This is a genomic window from Stenotrophomonas nematodicola (assembly GCF_009467805.1).
Lineage (GTDB): Bacteria > Pseudomonadota > Gammaproteobacteria > Xanthomonadales > Xanthomonadaceae > Stenotrophomonas > Stenotrophomonas nematodicola.
This window is the reverse complement of record NZ_WIAY01000001.1, coordinates 459440-477540: the sequence shown is the minus strand read 5'-3', so window position 1 is coordinate 477540 and position 18101 is coordinate 459440. Positions and strand designations below refer to the sequence as shown.

15 protein-coding genes are annotated in these 18101 nt (G+C 68.9%); 11 read left to right on the top strand and 4 right to left on the bottom strand.

The window, feature by feature from the left end:
* Nucleotides 1-9: 9 nt before the first annotated feature.
* Genes GDJ08_RS02070 through GDJ08_RS02060 form a run of 3 tightly spaced genes read left to right on the top strand, consistent with a single transcriptional unit; the run spans nt 10 to nt 2371 of the window.
* Nucleotides 10-264 (top strand): FeoA family protein, encoded by a 255-nt coding sequence (locus GDJ08_RS02070; protein ID WP_017357247.1) that lies wholly within the window; start codon nt 10-12, stop codon nt 262-264.
* On the top strand, nt 261-2120 hold the full coding sequence (feoB, locus tag GDJ08_RS02065; protein WP_153164201.1) for a ferrous iron transport protein B: 1860 nt from the start codon (nt 261-263) through the stop codon (nt 2118-2120). The genes GDJ08_RS02070 and feoB overlap by 4 nt, the downstream gene beginning before the upstream one ends.
* Nucleotides 2120-2371 (top strand): DUF6587 family protein, encoded by a 252-nt coding sequence (locus tag GDJ08_RS02060; RefSeq protein WP_017357245.1) that lies wholly within the window; start codon nt 2120-2122, stop codon nt 2369-2371. The genes feoB and GDJ08_RS02060 overlap by 1 nt, the downstream gene beginning before the upstream one ends.
* Nucleotides 2372-2829: 458 nt before the next feature.
* On the opposite strand, the gene GDJ08_RS02055 is transcribed toward GDJ08_RS02060, so the two are convergent.
* The 3 genes from GDJ08_RS02055 to GDJ08_RS02045 form a co-directional block, all read right to left on the bottom strand.
* Entirely contained in the window at nt 2830-3411 is a 582-nt protein-coding gene (locus GDJ08_RS02055; protein WP_017356346.1) for an NAD(P)H-dependent oxidoreductase, read from the bottom strand.
* Between the two features lie 105 nt (nt 3412-3516).
* The gene (locus GDJ08_RS02050) at nt 3517-3873 is read right to left on the bottom strand and encodes a MerR family transcriptional regulator (protein WP_229296424.1); all 357 of its coding nucleotides are present in this window, start codon (nt 3871-3873) and stop codon (nt 3517-3519) included.
* A 2-nt stretch (nt 3874-3875) separates the two neighbouring features.
* Nucleotides 3876-4637, bottom strand: coding sequence for a 3-oxoacyl-ACP reductase (locus GDJ08_RS02045; RefSeq protein WP_017356344.1), 762 nt, complete (start codon nt 4635-4637; stop codon nt 3876-3878).
* A 116-nt stretch (nt 4638-4753) separates the two neighbouring features.
* On the opposite strand from GDJ08_RS02045, the gene dapB reads away from it, so the two are divergent.
* The 7 genes from dapB to recJ all read left to right on the top strand — a co-directional run bounded on the left by dapB (nt 4754) and on the right by recJ (nt 13960).
* Nucleotides 4754-5494: a 4-hydroxy-tetrahydrodipicolinate reductase gene (dapB, locus tag GDJ08_RS02040; protein ID WP_026070816.1), complete on the top strand. Its 741-nt coding sequence runs from the start codon at nt 4754-4756 to the stop codon at nt 5492-5494.
* Nucleotides 5495-5718: 224 nt separating this feature from the next.
* Complete coding sequence (gene carA / locus GDJ08_RS02035) at nt 5719-6849, top strand: glutamine-hydrolyzing carbamoyl-phosphate synthase small subunit (RefSeq protein WP_017356342.1); 1131 nt, start codon at nt 5719-5721, stop codon at nt 6847-6849.
* A gap of 72 nt (nt 6850-6921) precedes the next feature.
* Complete coding sequence (locus GDJ08_RS02030) at nt 6922-7500, top strand: hypothetical protein (protein WP_153164199.1); 579 nt, start codon at nt 6922-6924, stop codon at nt 7498-7500.
* A 54-nt stretch (nt 7501-7554) separates the two neighbouring features.
* Nucleotides 7555-10797 (top strand): carbamoyl-phosphate synthase large subunit, encoded by a 3243-nt coding sequence (gene carB / locus GDJ08_RS02025; RefSeq protein ID WP_153164197.1) that lies wholly within the window; start codon nt 7555-7557, stop codon nt 10795-10797.
* Between the two features lie 8 nt (nt 10798-10805).
* Entirely contained in the window at nt 10806-11270 is a 465-nt protein-coding gene (gene greA / locus GDJ08_RS02020) for a transcription elongation factor GreA (RefSeq protein WP_026070814.1), read from the top strand.
* A 6-nt stretch (nt 11271-11276) separates the two neighbouring features.
* Nucleotides 11277-12197, top strand: a complete 921-nt coding sequence (locus tag GDJ08_RS02015; RefSeq protein WP_017356338.1) for a hypothetical protein — start codon at nt 11277-11279, stop codon at nt 12195-12197.
* 29 nt (nt 12198-12226) lie between these two features.
* Nucleotides 12227-13960 (top strand): single-stranded-DNA-specific exonuclease RecJ, encoded by a 1734-nt coding sequence (gene recJ / locus GDJ08_RS02010; RefSeq protein ID WP_153164602.1) that lies wholly within the window; start codon nt 12227-12229, stop codon nt 13958-13960.
* Nucleotides 13961-13970: 10 nt separating this feature from the next.
* Here recJ and GDJ08_RS02005 read toward each other — a convergent pair whose 3' ends face one another.
* A complete protein-coding gene (locus tag GDJ08_RS02005) occupies nt 13971-15026 on the bottom strand; it encodes a DUF1176 domain-containing protein (RefSeq protein ID WP_153164196.1) in 1056 nt (351 codons plus the stop codon).
* Between the two features lie 171 nt (nt 15027-15197).
* On the opposite strand from GDJ08_RS02005, the gene GDJ08_RS02000 reads away from it, so the two are divergent.
* A complete protein-coding gene (locus tag GDJ08_RS02000; protein WP_423669701.1) occupies nt 15198-18089 on the top strand; it encodes a VIT domain-containing protein in 2892 nt (963 codons plus the stop codon).
* The last annotated feature ends 12 nt before the right edge of the window (nt 18090-18101 follow it).

Here is an 18101-nt window from a genome sequence, read left to right as displayed (position 1 = left end):
AGGCGCTCTGTGACGCTGTCCGATCTGCCTCTGCACAGCTCCGCCCTGGTGGAATCCGTGCAGGAACTGCATGCAAACGATGCCATCGCCCGCCGGCTCCAGGAGCTGGGGTTTGTGACGGGAGAAGATGTGCGTCTGGTAGCCCGTGGTCCGGTCGGCGGCGAGCCGCTGCTGGTGCAGGTCGGGTTCACCCGCTTCGCCCTGCGCCGCAGTGAGGCCCGGCGCATCCAGGTGACCGCGGTCGTCGCCGGAGCCCCGGCATGAGCGCCGCGGCCCTTCCGCTGCGCGTGGCGCTGGTGGGCAACCCCAACAGTGGCAAGACCGCGCTGTTCAACCAGCTCACCGGCAGCCGCCAGAAGGTTGCCAACTACACCGGCGTCACCGTGGAACGCAAGGAAGGGCGCCTGCGTGCGCCGTCCGGCCGCGAGTTCGCCGTGCTCGACCTGCCGGGGGCCTACAGCCTGCAGCCGGCGAGCCTGGACGAGGCGATCACCCGCGACCTGTGCCGGGGCTTCTATCCCGGCGAGGCGGCGCCGGACGTGCTGCTATGCGTGATCGACGCCACCAACCTGCGCCTGCACCTGCGCTTCGCGCTGGAACTGCGCGAGCTGGGCAAGCCGATGATCGTGGCGCTGAACATGGTCGATGCGGCCGAGCGTCGCGGCATCAGGATCGACGTTGCCGCGCTGGAACAGGCGCTGGGCGTGCCGGTGGTGGAAACCGTGGCGGTGCGCCGCAACGGCGCCCACGCGCTGGTCGAGCGCCTCGACGCGATGGTGCCGCACCTGCAGGCACCGGTGGCGGCGCCTGACACCCGCGAGGATTACCACACCCGCGTCCGCGCCATCCTGGCCGCGGCCGTGAGCATGCCGACCCGCACCGCGAAGATCGACGACGCGCTGGACCGCTGGCTGCTGCACCCGGTGTTCGGGCTGCTTACGCTGGTGGTGGTGATGTTCCTGATCTTCCAGGCGGTGTTCGCCTGGGCCACGCCGCTGATGGACGGCATCGACGCCGGCTTCGGCTGGCTGGGCGAAACCGTTGGTGCGGTACTGCCCGAAGGGCCGCTGACCAGCCTGCTCACCGACGGCATCATTGCCGGCGTGGGCGGGGTGGTGGTGTTCCTGCCGCAGATCCTGATCCTGTTCGCCTTCATCCTGGCGCTGGAAGAATCCGGCTATCTGCCTCGTGCCGCCTTCCTGCTGGACCGGATGATGGCCTCGGCCGGCCTGTCCGGGCGGTCGTTCATCCCGCTGCTGTCCAGCTTCGCGTGCGCGGTGCCGGGGATCATGGCCACGCGCAGCATCCAGGACCCGCGCGACCGCCTGGCCACCATCCTGGTGGCACCGCTGATGACCTGCTCGGCGCGGCTGCCGGTGTATGCGCTGCTGATCGGCGCGTTCATTCCCGCCAGAACCCTGTGGGGCTTCGTCAGCCAGCAGGGGCTGGTGCTGTTCGGTCTGTATGTGGCCGGCATCCTCAGTGCGCTGGCGATGTCATGGGTGATGAAGAAGTGGCGCCGCGACAAGAGCGAGCACCCGCTGATGCTGGAACTGCCGTCCTACCGCATCCCGCACCCGCGCGATCTGGCGGTGGGCCTGTACGAGCGCGGCATGATCTTCCTCAAGCGCGTGGGCGGCATCATTCTGTCGCTGACCATTCTGCTGTGGGTGCTGCTGTCGTTCCCGGGGGCGCCGGAGAACGCGACCATGCCGGCGATCGATTACAGCTACGCCGGCCAGATCGGCCACGCGATGGCAGTGTTCTTCGCGCCGCTGGGCTTCAACTGGCAGATCTGCATCGCGCTGATCCCGGGCATGGGCGCGCGGGAAGTGGCGGTGTCGTCGCTGGCAACCATCTACGCGCTGTCCGCGCCCGACGATGATGCCGCGATCCAGGCGCTGACCCCGGTGGTGGCGCATGGCTGGTCGCTGGCGACCGGTCTGTCGCTGCTGGTGTGGTTCATCTATGCGCCGATGTGCATCTCGACGCTTGCCACGATCAAGCGTGAAACCAACTCGTGGAAGCAGGTCGGTTTCGCCACCTTCTACCTGTTCGCGGCGGCCTACCTGGCCGCGCTGGTCACCTATCAGCTCACCGTGGCGCTGGGAGGCGGCTGATGAGCGCCGGTCTGTTCCTGCAGTACGTGGTGGTCGCCCTGATCGTCCTGTTCAGTGCCTGGGTGGTGCTGAAAAAGCAGTTTCCGGGCACCGTGCGCAAGGTGCGCGGCGTCCTGGCGCTGGCGCTGCTCAAGCCCGACCGCAGCGCCGCATTGCAGGCGCTGGGCAGGAAGATCGCCCCGCCCGCCAGTGGCGGCGGTGGCGCGTGCGGCGGTTGCGACAGCTGCGGCCCAACCCCGCCGAAGCGGTAGCGCCGGGTTTTACCCGGCGTGCGTCAGATCGCGTGACACCCAGGCAAAGCGCAGCCTTGTAGAGCCGGGTTCTACCCGGCTTGCGTCAGATCGTGGGATACCTAACGAAGGGCAGCCGGGCAGAGCCCGGCTCTACGGGTTTGGGGCAGATCGTGGGACACCCAGGCAAAGCGCAGCCTTGTAGAGCCGGGTTATACCCGGCTTGCGTCAGATCGTGGGACACCCAACGAAAGGCCGCCGGGCAGAGCCCGGCTCTACGGGTTTGGGTCGGATCGTGGGACACCCAACGAAAGGCAGCCGGGCAGAGCCCGGCTCTACGGGTTTGGGTCAGATCGTGGGACACCCAGGCAAAGCGCAGCCTTGTAGAGCCGGGTTCTACCCGGCTTGCGTCAGATCGTGGGATACCCAACGAAAGGCAGCGGGGCAGAGCCCGGCTCTACGGGCCTGCGTCAGGTCGCTCAGCGCGCCTGTGCGCCCAAGCGCTCCACGGTGGCCAGCCACCGCGCGCGCGTCCGGGTGTCGGCGCTGCGCACCGGGCCGAAACTGCTGATCCGCACCGGCCGGATTCCGCAGAAGTCCAGGATGGTCCGCCTCAGTTGCTGGTGGCCGGGCATCCGGTACACCCAGCGGTAGTACCAGGGCGGGGTGTCCATCGTGATGATCGCCCGCGCGCTGCGGCCGCTCAGCAGGCGGTCCCACCACACCGAGTCCGTGCGGTAGCGGAAGGCGTACCCGGGCAGGAACGCACGGTCGAAATAGCCTTTGAGCAGGGCCGGCATGCCACCCCACCAGGTGGGGTAGACCAGTACCAGGTGCTCGCACTGTGCGATGGCGTCGTTGATCTGCTGCAGTCCCGGCTCCAGCGGCTGGATCTGCCGGTAGCCATGCCGCAGCACCGGGTCGAAATCGATATCGCCCAGGCGGAACAGCTGCACGCGATGGCCTGCGGCGAGGGCGGCCTGCTGGTAGCGCTCGGCCAGGCCGCCGCACAGGCTGTCGTGATCGGGGTGGCCAAGGAGTATGACGATCGATCTGGACATGGGGACGCTCGAAGAAGAAGGGCGCAGGCTACGGTCTGCCCCGTGGGGCAGAGTCAAGCCGTGGCGCAGGCGCCCGCCGAGATGCACGCGTCCAGTACGCCGGCGTCACCCTGCGCGACCAGCGCTGCGATGTCGCCGCGCAGGACGGTCAGCGCAGCGTCCAGCTGCTGCAGCCGCGCAATGTCGCCGCGTACCGCGTACCGCCTGCTGCCGCTGGGCCAGCAGCGCCTGCAGGCGATCACCGTCGAAGCTGCCATCGGGCCGGCGCACAGCGACGACCTCGGCCAGCCGGAAGCCCAGCGCCTGTGCCTGGCGGATCAGCAGCACCAGGGTGAGGTCCTGCTCGCTGTAGTCCCGGTAGCGGTTGATGCGTGGCACCGGGGCGAGCAGGCCCCGTGCTTCGTACAGGCGGATGGCTTTCTGGCTGGCGCCGCTGCGCCGGGCGATATCGGAGATGCGCACGGTCAGTCGCGCACCAGTCCGCCGTCCACCACCAGGTTCTGGCCGGTGATCGCGCGCGCCCACGGCGAGGCGAAGAACAGCGCTGCGTCGGCGAACTCGGCCGGGGTGGTCACGCTGCGCAGCGGGGTGTTGGCGGCGATGTAGTCGAACACCGCCGCGGGCGTGGCCGCGCTGGCATCGGTGGTGCGCAGCAGGCCGCCGGACAGCATGTTGACGGTGATGCCGTGCGGGCCGAGGTCCCCGGCCAGGGTGCGGGTGAGTGACAGCAGCGCGGCCTTGGCAGCGGTGTAATCGTGGTAGGGCACCACCGGGTTCTGGAACAGGTTGGTGCCGATGTTGATGATCCGGCCGAAGCCCTGTGCACGCATGCCGGGCAGGGTCGCCTGCACCGTGTTGAGCGCACCGCGCACGCTGCCGTCGAACTGCGCACTGAAGGCCTGCCAGTCGATGCTGTCGGCCGGGGCGCGGGCGTCGCCATTGAACGAGAACGCGGCCAGGGCATTGTTGACCACGCAGCTGACCTCGCGTCCAAAGTGATGGCGCGCCGCAGCGATCAGGGCGTTGACCTCCGCGCGATCGGTCACATCGGCGCGCACGGCCAGCGCATTGGCCCCCAGTTCGCCGGCCAGGGACTCGGCGGCATCGGCGCTGTGCAGGTAGTTGATGATGACCTGTGCGCCCTCACGGGCGAACGCGCGGACCAGGTGCTCCCCCAGGCCACGGGCGCCGCCGGTGACCAGGACGAGGTGATGCGAAAGCTGCATGGCAGGCTGCCTGAAGAAACCGGGCCACAGCGTAGCAAGCGGCGAGGGCGCTCCGGGCGGTGCAGTGACGCTGTTTCCCCTTGTGCAGGCTTGCCGCCACCCGCTAGCCTGCAGGGATGACCACTTCCCCCCTTCGTTTGCTCGTCCACGGTGCCTCCGGGCGGATGGGCCAGACCCTGCTCCGGCTGGCAGCCGGCACTTCCCATCTGCAGGTCGTTGCGGCTGTGACCGGCCGTGCGCCGGCGCAGCGCGTTGTCGACGGCGTGCCGCACTTCGCCAGCGCCGAGCTGTCCGGTGCACCGCCGTTCGACGTGGCAATCGACTTCAGCCTGCCGGACGGCTTCGATCCGGTCCTGGCGCTGTGCGTGGAGCGCAACGCCGGCCTGGTCTCGGGCACCACCGGCATCAGCGAATCGCAACGCCAGGCGCTGATTGCCGCCGCCAGCCGCATTCCGCTGGTGTGGGCCTCCAACTTCAGCTTGGGCGTGGCCGTGCTGGACGAGCTGGTGGAACGGGCCGCCGCTGCCCTGTCGGGGTGGGAGTGCGACATCGTCGAGTCCCACCATGTCCACAAGCAGGATGCGCCGTCCGGTACGGCGCTGACCCTGGGCGAGGCCGCACGCAAGGGCGGGGCGCAGCCGCGCTACGCCAGCCTGCGCGCCGGCGACATCGTGGGCGAGCACCTGGTGCAGTTCACCGGGCTGGGCGAGCGCATCGAGCTCATCCACCGCGCCACCAACCGCGACATCTTCGCGCGCGGCGCACTGTTTGCCGCGACCCAGCTGAATGGGCGTGCCCCCGGCAGCTATCGGGTCCGCGACCTGCTCGACGGCCCCCCGCCGGGTCCGGCAGGCTGAACAGGGCGCTTGCCACCCTGAACCCGGGGGTGGCCGTGCGTGCCCGTACGTCAGCGATTGCAAGCAAACGCTGGCGTCGCCGGGTGCTTGCCTTTACAATTCCCGCTCGCCGAATCACGACAGCCGGACCGGTCCCGCACCGCAGTCCGCGCTTTTTTGCAACCGCTTTTCCGTGAAGCGTGGCGTGACTTCGGTGACCCCTCGGTAGCCAAAGTGAGATTCCCGTGACCCAAGCCGCAATCCTCGTCCTCGAAGACGGCACCGTATTCGAGGGCGAATCCGTAGGCGCGCCCGGCCTGTCCGTCGGTGAGGTGGTGTTCAACACCGCCATGACCGGTTACCAGGAAGTGCTGACTGATCCCTCCTACGCCCGGCAGATGGTCACGCTGACCTACCCGCATATCGGCAACACCGGCATGACCGACCAGGACGACGAAGCCCACAAGGTGTGGTCGGCCGGTCTGATCGTGCGCGACGTGCCGCGCCGCCCGAGCAACTGGCGCAGCCAGGTATCGCTGCAGGACTGGCTGCTGCAGCGTGGCGTGGTGGCGATCTCCGGCATCGATACGCGCAAGCTGACGCGCATCCTGCGCGAGCGCGGCGCCCAGAACGGTGCGCTGATGGCCGGCGACGACATCAACGTGGACGTGGCGCTGGAAGCGGCACGCAAGTTCCCGGGCCTGAAGGGCATGGACCTGGCCAAGGTGACCAGCACCAGCAAGGCCTACAGCTGGAACGAGGGCCAGCTCGACCTGGATTCCAACACGTTCGCCAGCGCGGCCCCCCAGTACAAGGTGGTGGCGTACGACTTCGGCGCCAAGCTCAACATCCTGCGCATGCTGGCCGAACGCGGCTGCGACATCACCGTGGTGCCGGCGCAGACCCCGGCCGCCGAGGTGCTGGCGATGAATCCCGATGGCGTGTTCCTGTCCAACGGCCCGGGCGACCCGGAACCGTGCGACTACGCGATCGAGGCGATCAAGGTGTTCCTGGACAAAAAGGTGCCGGTGTTCGGCATCTGCCTTGGCCACCAGCTGCTGGCGCTGGCGTCCGGCGCCAAGACCATCAAGATGGGCCACGGCCACCACGGTGCCAACCACCCGGTGCAGGACCTGGACGACGGCCGGGTGATGATCACCTCGCAGAACCACGGGTTTGCGGTGGATGAGGCCTCGCTGCCGGCCACCCTGCGCGTCACCCACCGGTCGCTGTTCGATGGCACCAACCAGGGCATCGCGCGCACCGACGTGCCGGCGTTCTCGTTCCAGGGCCATCCCGAAGCGTCGCCGGGGCCGCACGACGTCGCTCCGCTGTTCGACCGTTTCGTGACCCTGATGGCGCAGGCCAAGGCCTGATGTCCCGCCTGGCAGACGCGGCAGGGCTGCGGCCCATCCCGACTGCCGGAAACCGATGAAGCCTGGAGTGACATGCTGAAGCCGCGTAAATCCCTCGTTGTCGTGCTGGGCCGTGCCGCGCTGCTGTCCGCGCTGGTCATGGCCCCGGCGATGGCGCAGGACAGCGGCCAGGCGCAGCGGGTTGACCGGATGGTCGCGCAGGTTGGGTGGCAGCGGTCGCTCATCCTGATCGCCGATGGCCTGATCGCCGAAGATCCCGGCCTGGGTGCATTGGACGGCCCGCAGCGCGCCTGCGCGGCGCGGGTGCTCAACGCCACCCTGGACGAGGTGATGCGCGAGCGCCTGGTCGAGCGGATGACCGCCGACCAGGTGCAGTCCTGGCTGGATTTCGCCGCCACCCCGGCCGGCGCTGCGTTCATGGCCGCGTTCGCGGCGAACATGCAGGCCAAGCTGGAGTTCGGCGACGACAGCCAGGCGCCGCTGCCGGCGCCGGAGTTCCGCGCCGAGGCCGAGGCGTTCATGTCGTCGGTGCCGTTCATGGCCTTCGTCAGGGCGCTCTCTGGCCAGCCCGCGTTCAATTTCAGGCGAACACAGCAAATGCATCAACGGTTCCAGTCAGACTGCGGTGTCAGCAGTCCCCAAGCTACTTGATCGACAGCGTGCGATCAGTTTCCCCCGCCACGCTGTACTGACTTAGAGAAGACAATGCCCAAGCGCACTGACCTTAAAACCATCCTCATCATCGGTGCCGGCCCGATCGTCATCGGCCAGGCCTGCGAGTTCGACTACTCCGGCGCGCAGGCCTGCAAGGCGCTGCGCGACGAGGGGTACCGCGTGGTGCTGGTCAACAGCAATCCGGCCACGATCATGACCGACCCGGAGATGGCCGACGCCGTCTACATCGAGCCGATCAACTGGCAGACGGTCGAAAAGATCATCGCCAAGGAAAAGCCCGACGCGCTGCTGCCGACGATGGGCGGCCAGACCGCGCTGAACTGCGCGCTGGACCTGGCCGACAATGGCGTGCTGGAGAAGTACAACGTCGAACTGATCGGCGCCAAGCGCGACGCGATCCGCATGGCCGAAGACCGCGAGCTGTTCCGCGTGGCGATGGGGGAAATCGGCCTGGAATGCCCGAAGGCGGCTGTCGCTCACACGCTGGGAGAAGCGATCGAGATCCAGACCCGCGTCGGCTACCCGACCATCATCCGCCCGAGCTTCACCCTGGGTGGCAGCGGTGGCGGCATCGCCTACAACCGCGAAGAGCTGGTCGACATCGTCACCCGCGGTCTGGAACTGTCGCCGACCACCGAGGTGCTGGTCGAGGAATCGGTGCTGGGCTGGAAGGAATTCGAGATGGAGGTGGTGCGTGACACCGCCGACAACTGCATCATCGTCTGCTCGATCGAAAACCTCGATCCGATGGGCGTGCACACCGGCGACTCGATCACCGTGGCCCCGGCGCAGACCCTGACCGACAAGGAATACCAGCGCCTGCGCGATGCCTCCATCGCCGTGCTGCGCAAGATCGGCGTGGACACCGGCGGCTCGAACGTGCAGTTCGGCATCAGCCCGACCACCGGCCGCGTGGTGGTGATCGAAATGAACCCGCGCGTGTCGCGTTCCTCGGCGCTGGCCTCCAAGGCCACCGGCTTCCCGATCGCCAAGGTCGCTGCCAAGCTGGCCGTGGGTTACACCCTGGATGAACTCCGCAACGAAATCACCGGCGGGCTCACCCCGGCCTCGTTCGAGCCGTCCATCGATTACGTCGTCACCAAGATCCCGCGCTTCGCGTTCGAGAAGTTCCCGGCCGCCGACGCCCGTCTGACCACCCAGATGAAGTCGGTGGGCGAGGTGATGGCGATGGGCCGCACCTTCCAGGAATCCCTGCAGAAGGCGCTGCGTGGCCTGGAAACCGGCAAGATCGGCCTGGACCCGACCGGCCTGGACCTGGCCAATGAAGACGACATCACCACGCTCAAGCGCGAACTGAAGGCTCCGGGCCCGGAGCGCCTGTTCTTCGTCGGTGACGCGTTCCGTGCCGGTTTCAGCGTCGAGGACGTCTTCGCGCTGTCGCACATCGACCCGTGGTTCCTGGATCAGATCGAAGAAATCATCCAGGCCGAAATCCAGCTCGCCGCCGATGGCATCGACGTGCTGGACGCCGCCCGTCTGCGCACGCTCAAGCGCGCCGGCTTCTCCGATGCCCGCCTGGCCGAGCTGACCGGCACCAACGAAGCCGCCGTGCGCGCGCTGCGCCGCGCCCACAAGGTGCGCCCGGTGTACAAGCGCGTGGACTCCTGCGCCGCCGAGTTCGCCACCAGCACCGCCTACCTGTACTCGACCTACGAGGACGAGTGCGAAGCGGCGCCGAGCAATCGCGACAAGATCATGATTCTGGGCGGCGGTCCGAACCGCATCGGCCAGGGCATCGAGTTCGACTACTGCTGCGTGCATGCGGCACTGGCGCTGCGCGATGATGGCTTTGAAACCATCATGGTCAACTGCAACCCGGAAACCGTCTCCACCGACTACGACACCTCCGACCGCCTGTACTTCGAGCCGCTGACGCTGGAAGACGTGCTGGAAATCGTCGAGCTGGAACAGCCCAAGGGCGTGATCGTGCAGTACGGCGGCCAGACCCCGCTGAAGCTGGCACGCGCGCTGGAAGCCAACGGTGTGCCGGTGATCGGCACCTCGCCGGACTCGATCGACCTCGCCGAAGACCGCGAGCGTTTCCAGCAGCTGGTCGACTCGCTCGGCCTGAAGCAGCCGCCGAACCGCATCGCGCGCAACGACCAGGAAGCCCTGCTGCTGGCCCGTGAGATCGGCTACCCGCTGGTGGTGCGCCCGAGCTACGTGCTGGGCGGCCGCGCGATGGAAATCGTGTACGGCGAATCCGACCTGGCGCGCTACGTGCGCGATGCGGTCAAGGTGTCCAACGACTCGCCGGTGCTGCTGGATCGTTTCCTCGACAACGCCGTGGAAGTGGATGTGGACATCATTGCCGACAAGGACGGCAACGTGCTGATCGGCGGCGTGATGGAGCACATCGAGGAAGCCGGTGTGCATTCGGGCGACTCGTCCTGCTCGCTGCCGCCGTACTCGCTGTCGGGCGAGACCCAGGCCGAGCTGCGCCGCCAGGTGGTCGAGCTGGCCAAGGCCCTGAACGTGGTCGGCCTGATGAACACCCAGTTCGCCATCCAGGTCGGCGACGATGGCAATGACATCGTCTACCTGCTGGAAGTGAACCCGCGTGCCTCGCGCACCGTGCCGTTCGTGTCCAAGGCCACCGGCATGGCGCTGGCCAAGATCGCCGCCCGCTGCATGGCCGGCAAGACCCTGGCCGAGCAGGGCGCGACCAAGGAAATCGTGCCGGACTATTACTCGGTCAAGGAAGCGATCTTCCCGTTCGCCAAGTTCCAGGGGGTCGACCCGATCCTCGGGCCGGAGATGCGCTCCACCGGTGAGGTGATGGGCGTGGGCCGCAGCTTCAGCGCCGCCTTCGCGCGCGCGCAGGAAGCCGGTGGCATCAAGGCACCGCCGCTGGGCAAGGCCTTCGTCTCGGTCCGCGATCCGGACAAGAAGCGCGTCCTGCCGGTCGCACAGGCCCTGCTGGAGCGTGGCTACAGCCTGGTGGCCACCCGTGGCACCGCGGCGTGGCTGCAGCAGCACGGCATGGACTGCGAGATCGTCAACAAGGTGGTCGAAGGTCGCCCGCACATCGTCGATTCGATCAAGAACGGCGAGATCGTGTATATCGTCAACACGACCGAAGGTCGCGCGGCGATCAATGACTCGTTCTCGATCCGTCGCGAAGCGCTGCAGCACCGCGTGACCTATTCGACCACCATTGCCGGCGCCAAGGCGCTGGTGCATTCACTGGAATTCCGCGGCACCGGCCCTGTCTGGTCGCTGCAGGAACTGCACAAGGAGTTGAACGCATGAGAGCACCGATCACCCTGAAGGGCGCGCAGCGTCTGCGCGAGGAGCTTGACCACCTGAAGTCGGTCAAGCGCCCCAAGGTCATCGCTGCCATCGCAGAAGCGCGTGAGCACGGCGATCTGAAGGAGAACGCCGAGTATCACGCCGCGCGTGAGGAGCAGGGCTTCATCGAAGGCCGCATCAAGCAGCTGGAAGGTGAGCTGTCGCACGCCGAGATCATCGACATCACCAAGCTCAACGCCGGCAGCAAGGTCGTGTTCGGCGCCACGGTGGAGCTGGCCGATGTCGAGAGTGATGAAGAGAAGCGTTATCAGATCGTTGGCGATCTGGAGGCCGACATCAAGCTGGGCCTGATCGCGATCTCCTCGCCGCTGGCGCGCGCCCTGATCGGCAAGCTGGAAGGCGATGCGGTCACCATCGATGCACCTGCCGGCCAGCGCGAGTACGAAATCGTCAGCGTCCAGTACCTGGACTGACCGACGATGGCCACGGCCACGCTGCTGCTGCCCGCGCGCAGCCGGTTCCCTGCCACGCCGCTTCCCGAGGACGTGGCCAGGGCATTGGGACGGGCCGAACGCAACAGCGTCGAGCCAGGTGAGCGTGCCCAGCTGCAGCGGCATTTTCAACTGCAGCCGGCGCAGTGGCCCGTAGCCGCGCTGACCCGCCAGTTCGACGTCGGCGATGCCGCCGACGGTGTCTGGCTGCGCGCCGATCCGGCCAATGTGGTGCCCGACATGCACGGCGCACGGATGATGGGGCACGGCGATACGCTGCGCCCCGACGCCGAGGATGTCGCGCATCTGCTGCCGGCACTGCAGCCGCTGTTTGCCGGGTTCGGCTTCGTGCTGGACGCGCCGGTGCCGTCGCGCTGGTATCTGCGCCTGCCGCCGGGCACCCTGCTGCCCGCGTTTGCCGCGCCCGACGACGTGCTGGGCGATGATCTGTTCGCCCACCTGCCCGAAGGCGATGCAGGCCGCCGCTGGCGTGCGCTGCTGACCGAGGCGCAGGTGGTGCTGCATCAGCACGACTGGAACCAGCATCGGGTTGCGGCGGGCAAGCGCGCCATCAATTCACTGTGGTTCTGGGGCGGCGGCGAGCCGCCGCAGTCCGTGCATACCGCGCATGCCCAGGTGCGCAGCCGTGAGGCGCTTCTGCAGGCACTGGCCAAGGCGGCCGGCGTGCAGGCCGATGGCGATCAGCAGGTGGATGCGCTGGTCGATCTGCGGCAACTGCGCTCGCTCGACCAGCTCGGCAACGACGCGATCCGCCCGCTGTTGTCGGCGCTGCAACGGGGCGAACTGCGACGCCTGGTCCTGGATTTCGAAGACGGCATGCGGTTTGAGCTGGAGAAGGGCCAGCGTTGGCGCTTCTGGAAGAAGCCGCTGCAACTGCACGACGCGTGACCCCTTCCCGTTCGTTCTTCGAGCCTGCCTTGTCTTCTCCCGATTCCCCCCAGATCCAGCGCCGCGCCATCCCCGACAGCGGCGAGTGGCCCGCCGACATGCTGCCCCTGCTGCAGCGCGTGTTCGCCGCACGCGGCGTCACCGATGCCGCACAGGCGCAGCCGAAGCTGGCCCAGCTGCACGCGCCGGAGCTGATGGGCAGCATGCAGGCTGCCGTGCAGCTGCTGGCCGACACCATCGCCGCCGGCGAACGCATCCTGGTGGTCGGCGATTTCGACTGCGACGGTGCCACCGCGTGCGCGGTGGGCGTGCGTGGCCTGCGCATGCTGGGCGCGCGCGACGTGATGCACGCCGTGCCCAACCGCATGCTCCACGGCTACGGCCTGTCGCCTTCTCTGGTGGCCGACCTGGCGCACCTGCAGCCGGGCCTGCTGGTCACGGTGGACCACGGCATCGCGTGCCATGCCGGTGTGGCCGCGGCCAAGGCGCTGGGATGGAAGGTGCTGGTCACCGACCACCATCTCCCCGGCGAGCAGTTGCCGCCGGCCGACGTGCTGGTCGATCCCAACATCGGCGGCGACGCGTTTCCGAGCAAGGCGCTGGCCGGCGTCGGGGTGATCTTCTACGTGCTGATGGCGCTGCGCCGCCACCTGCGGCTGCAGGGCGCATTCGCCGCCGGGACCGAGCCGGACCTGCTGACGCTGCTGGACCTGGTGGCGGTCGGTACCGTCGCTGACCTGGTGGTACTGGATGCCAACAACCGCGCACTGGTCTCGGCCGGCCTGCGCCGGCTGCGCGCGGGGCAGGGCTGTGTCGGGCTGCAGGCGCTCATCGCCGCCAGCGGCCGCGATCCAAAGCGCCTGACGGCCACCGATATCGGGTTTGCGTTGGGGCCGCGCCTGAACGCGGCCGGGCGGCTGGAAGACATGGCGCTGGGCATCGAACTGCTGCTTACCGAAGATGTCGTCCAGGCACGCGAGATCGCCGGCACGCTGGAGCAGATCAACGCCGAGCGTCGCGCGGTGCAGCAGGTGATGACCGACGACGCCGAACGGGCCGTGTCGCGCGCGGTGCTGCAGGCCGAAGGCGAACGTCCGATCGCGGCGTGCCTGTTTGATCCGGAATGGCACCCGGGTGTGGTCGGGCTGGTTGCCTCGAAGATGAAAGACCGGCTGCACCGCCCGGTCATCGCGTTTGCACCGGCCGAGCCCGGCGGCGATTCGCTGCGTGGTTCGGCGCGCTCGATTCCCGGCTTCCACATCCGTGACGCGCTGGCGCTGGTCAATGCCGCCCATCCGGGCCTGATCGACAGGTTCGGTGGCCATGCGATGGCCGCGGGGCTGAGCCTGCCGCACGCGCGGCTGCCCGACTTCCAGCAGGCCTTCGTTGCCGTGGTCGAGGCCAGCATGGACCCGGCGGCGCTGCAGCAGCAACTGCTGAGCGACGGCGAGCTCGATGGCAACGAGCTGGATTTCCGCCACGCCGAAGCCCTGCGCCTGGCCGGCCCCTGGGGGCAGGGGTTCCCCGAGCCGCTGTTCGACGGCCACTTCCAGGTGGCACGCTGGCAGGTGCTGAAGGAAAAGCACCTGAAACTCAGCCTGCGCGTTCCCGGTCGCGCCGAACCGGTGAACGCGATCCATTTCAGCGGCTGGACCGGCAACGCGCCGGCCAACCACGTCCATATCGCTTACCGGCTGGTCAGCGATGACTACCGCGGTGGCGGGGCGATCCAGTTGATCGTGGAGCACTGCGCCAACGCGTAAGCCGTGCCGCTCACTCCTGCACGCGGGTGACCAGCGTGGGCATTTCCCACGCCCCGCCAGCGGCCACCAGCCGGCACAGACCGGTGTTGGATTCGGCGGTGGGCACGAAGCGGGCCCCATCCCAGCTCCAGGTGGCGGTGTACCAGCAGTCGCCCAGCCCACGGCCCTTGCTGGCCGAGGTGATGGTGCGTCCGTCGTCGTCGTTGCCCAGCGTGGTGACCAGCACCGGCGCATAGGGCGCGCGGTCGTTGATCACCCAGTAGCCATCGCCGGTGTTGTAGGCCGCGCGCCAGCAGCCGACCGACACCAGCAGCTTGGTGGCCGATAGACGGGTGACGGTCATGTCCTGCGGCGCTTCGCCCGCCACCAGGCCTTCGCCCGGGCCCAGCGCTTCGCAGTCGTCCGGCGAGGTGGCGGCCGCCAGGGCGGCGCGCAGCGCCGGGGAACGGCCCAGTGCCGCATCGGCGGGACGGGTGGCGAAGGCCTTCCCGAGCGTCATCACCGGCACCGGCAGCGCCGGCAGCACGCTGCTTTCGGCAACGGTGCCCTTGCGCATCAGCGCACCGGGCGTGCCGAGCCGGCCCTGCACCGTATCCATCTTCAGCAGGACGGCCGACGCGCCGCGATCGGACAGGACCCAGCGCCGGCCATCGTTGCCGATCACGTCGATGTGGCTGTCGCGCTTGAGCGACGCCAGCAGCGCCGCCACCTGCGGCGCAGTGAGCGTGGCGCTGCCGTCCTCGCGGTTGTATGCAAGGGCGCCGAGCGCCACACCATTGATCTGCAGGGTCACGCGCGCGGGGAAGGTGGTTTCCTCGTACTGCCCGAGCATCAGCTCGGCGCTGACGGGCTGGTTCGGGCCGGCCGCTCGGGTCAGCAGTACCGACACGGGCGCGTTGCCCCCCTCGTCATCGTTCTGGTAGCCGGCGGCGCGGCAGGTGCGCGTGTTGTCGCAGGCCAGGGTCCAGTCGTGATGGGTGAAGCGTTCGCCGCCCTGTGGTGCCGCCTGCGCCGGAACCGGCGCAGACACGAGCAGCAGGGGCAGCAGCGTGGGCAGAAATCGCATCGCAACGTCCTTGTGGGGGCATCGGGGGAGCCGCATCTTGGGCTACCGCGTCCGTGCCGCCAAGGGCTGTCTCCGCGCAACCCCGTTTGCCGGCATCGTCCGTTCAACCTGCTGTCATTGGATCGGGAGCGTCACATGGAACGCGCACTTCGTGGGATCGGCATGCTCGGCATGCTGGGGCTGGTCATGCAGGTCGGCACTGTGGACGCGCGCCGGTTCCCGCCGCCGCGCCCATCGGTCGTCATCGCCGATGCGCCGGCTGGGGTGCAGGTGCTGCAGGTGGCCGGCGCCGAAGTGCCGGTGCAGCTGCGCAGCGTGGTGCTGGACAGCCACGTGGTGGCCGGGCTGGGTGAGACCCGGATCGAGATGGAGTTCTTCAATCCCAACGCCCGCGTCCTGGAAGGGCAGCTGGAATTCCCCTTGGCCGCCGACCAGCAGGTCGCCGGGTTTGCGCTGGACGTCGATGGCGTGCTGCGCGACGCGGTGCCGGTGCCGAAGGCGCAGGGCCGCCAGGTCTTCGAGGCGATCGAGCGGCGCCGGGTCGACCCGGGGCTGCTCGAGCAGACCGCCGGCAACCGGTTCCGCCTGCGCGTCTATCCCATTCCCGCCCGTGGCAGCCGTCGGGTCGCGCTGACGGTGCGCGACACGCTGCCGGTGGATGCGCAGGGGCTGCGCTGGACGTTGCCGATGCAGTTCGCGCGCGGCGCAGCGCAGGTGTCGGTGCGGCTGCAGGCCGCCGGAACCGGTGCGCCGCAGCCCGCGGCCGCCGGACCGGTCGCGTTCCGGTTGCAGGGCGGCAGCTACCAGGCGCAATGGCAGGGCAGTGGTGAGACGCTGCCCGCGCAGTGGCAGTGGTCGCTGCCGCAGGTGCGTCAGTCCGATGTGGTGACCGGCCTGCATGACGGACAGCGCTACCTGCTGGCGCAGATTCCGCTGCCGGCGAACACGGCGCCGCGGGCGCTGCCCAGCCGCGTGGGGCTGCTCTGGGATGCCTCCGGCTCGGCGCGGCAGCGCGACCGTGCCGCCGAACTGGCAGTGCTGGACCGCTACTTCCGGGCAATCGGCAACGGCCAGGTGCAGCTGACGGTGCTGCGCGACCGTGCCGACGCCCCGCGCGAATTCGACATCCGCAACGGCGACTGGAGCGCACTGCGCGCGTACCTGGGCAGCCTGCCGCAGGATGGGGCCAGCGCCCTCGGCGACTGGACCCCGAAGGCCGATATCAAGGAGTACCTGCTGGTCAGCGACGGCCGGTCCAACTACGGTGCACGCCAGCTGCCCACGCTGCGGGCGGGCCAGCGCCTGTATGCACTGAGCACCGCCGGCGCGCGGACCGACGCGGCGCGGCTGCGCGCCTGGACCGGGGCCCATCGCGGCCAGGCCCTGCTGCTCTCCAGCACGCGTGAGGTCGACGCGGTTCTGCCGTTGCTGCTGGCGCAGGGTGTCGAGGTGATTGGTGTGGAGGGGCAGGGCATTGATGCACTGATGGCCGACACCCGCAGTACCGGACAGCTCTGGTTGCGCGTGCTGGGGCGCGTGCAGCGCGACACGGGCGAGGTGACCGTGCGTGTGCGCCTGGGCGACGGTCGCATCCAGCAGCATCGGGTGGCGGTTGCCGGCGCCCGTGCGCTGGGCGGCCGCCTGGTGGCGGACGCGTGGGCGCATGCCCGCCTGGCACAGTACGCAGCCGATCCGCAGGGCAATGCGGGCGCGGCGCGGGCACTGTCGCAGCAGTTCGGTCTGGTGAGTGCCGATACCTCGCTGCTGGTGCTGGAGACGCTCGACGACTACCTGCGCTACGGCATTCGCCCGCCGTCACCGCTGCGTGGCGATTACGACCGCCTGCACGCGGTGCGCGTTGCCGACGAAGCGCAGGCGCGTCAGCAGCGGCTGGATCAGGTCGCCCGCCGGTTCGCCGAGCGCGAACGCTGGTGGAACACGCCGTGGCCCAAGGACGCCCCGGCGGTTGAGGCGGCCAAGGTGGCGTCGCCGTCAGCGCCCCCACCGCCGGTCCTGACGGTGCGGGCGGCCCCACAGGCCATGCAGATGGCCGGCGAGTCCGCTGCCGATGCCGTGGCGGCGCCTGCGCCGATGGCGGCTGCCAGCCGGGCACGCCGCGCTGCGCCCGCCGAACGTGCGGCCGGCCAGGTCAACGACGGCACGCTGGCGATCAGCGTGGCAGCGTGGGCGCCGGACTCGGCCTATGCCCGTCGCCTGCGTGACGCCCGGCCGGACCAGCTGTATGGGCTTTACCTGGCCGAGCGCGAGCAGCATGCCGACAGCACCGCCTTCTACCTCGATGTGGCGGACCTGCTGTTCGCCGCCGGCCAGCGCGACCTGGCGCTGCGGGTGCTGTCCAACCTGGCCGAGATGCAGCTGGAAAACCGCCATGTGCTGCGCGTGCTCGGCTATCGGCTGCTGCAGGCCGAGGCGCCGGCACTGGCCGTGCCGGTGTTCCGTGACGTGCTGGCGATCGGCGAAGAGGAGCCGCAGAGCTTCCGCGATCTTGGCTTGGCACTTGAGGCCAGTGGCCAGCACCAGGCCGCACTGGCGTCGCTGTACGAGGTGGTGGTGCGCCCCTGGGATGGCCGCTTCGACGGCATTTCGCTGATCGCGCTGGACGAACTGACCCGGCTGGTCGCGCGCGAGCGCGTGGACGCATCCGCCATTGATCCGCGCCTGCGCCGTGCGATGCCGCTGGACCTGCGCGTGGTGCTGAGCTGGGACAGTGACAACAGCGACATGGACCTGTGGGTCACCGATCCGAACGGCGAGCGCGCGTATTACGGCAACCGGCTGACCTACCAGGGCGGGCAGATGTCGCCGGACTTCACCGGCGGCTACGGCCCGGAGCAGTTCTCGCTGCGCGACGCCAAGCCGGGCATCTACAAGGTGGAGGCCAACTTCTTCGGCAGCCGCGAGCAGCTGGTCACCGGCGCGACCACGCTGATGCTTCGCCTGAGCACGAAGTGGGGCAGCCGCGACCAGCGCGACCAGCAGGTCACGCTGCGGTTGAAGGACCGCGCCGAGACGGTGCTGGTCGGGGAGTTCGAGGTGAAGTGAGCAGGACGCGCT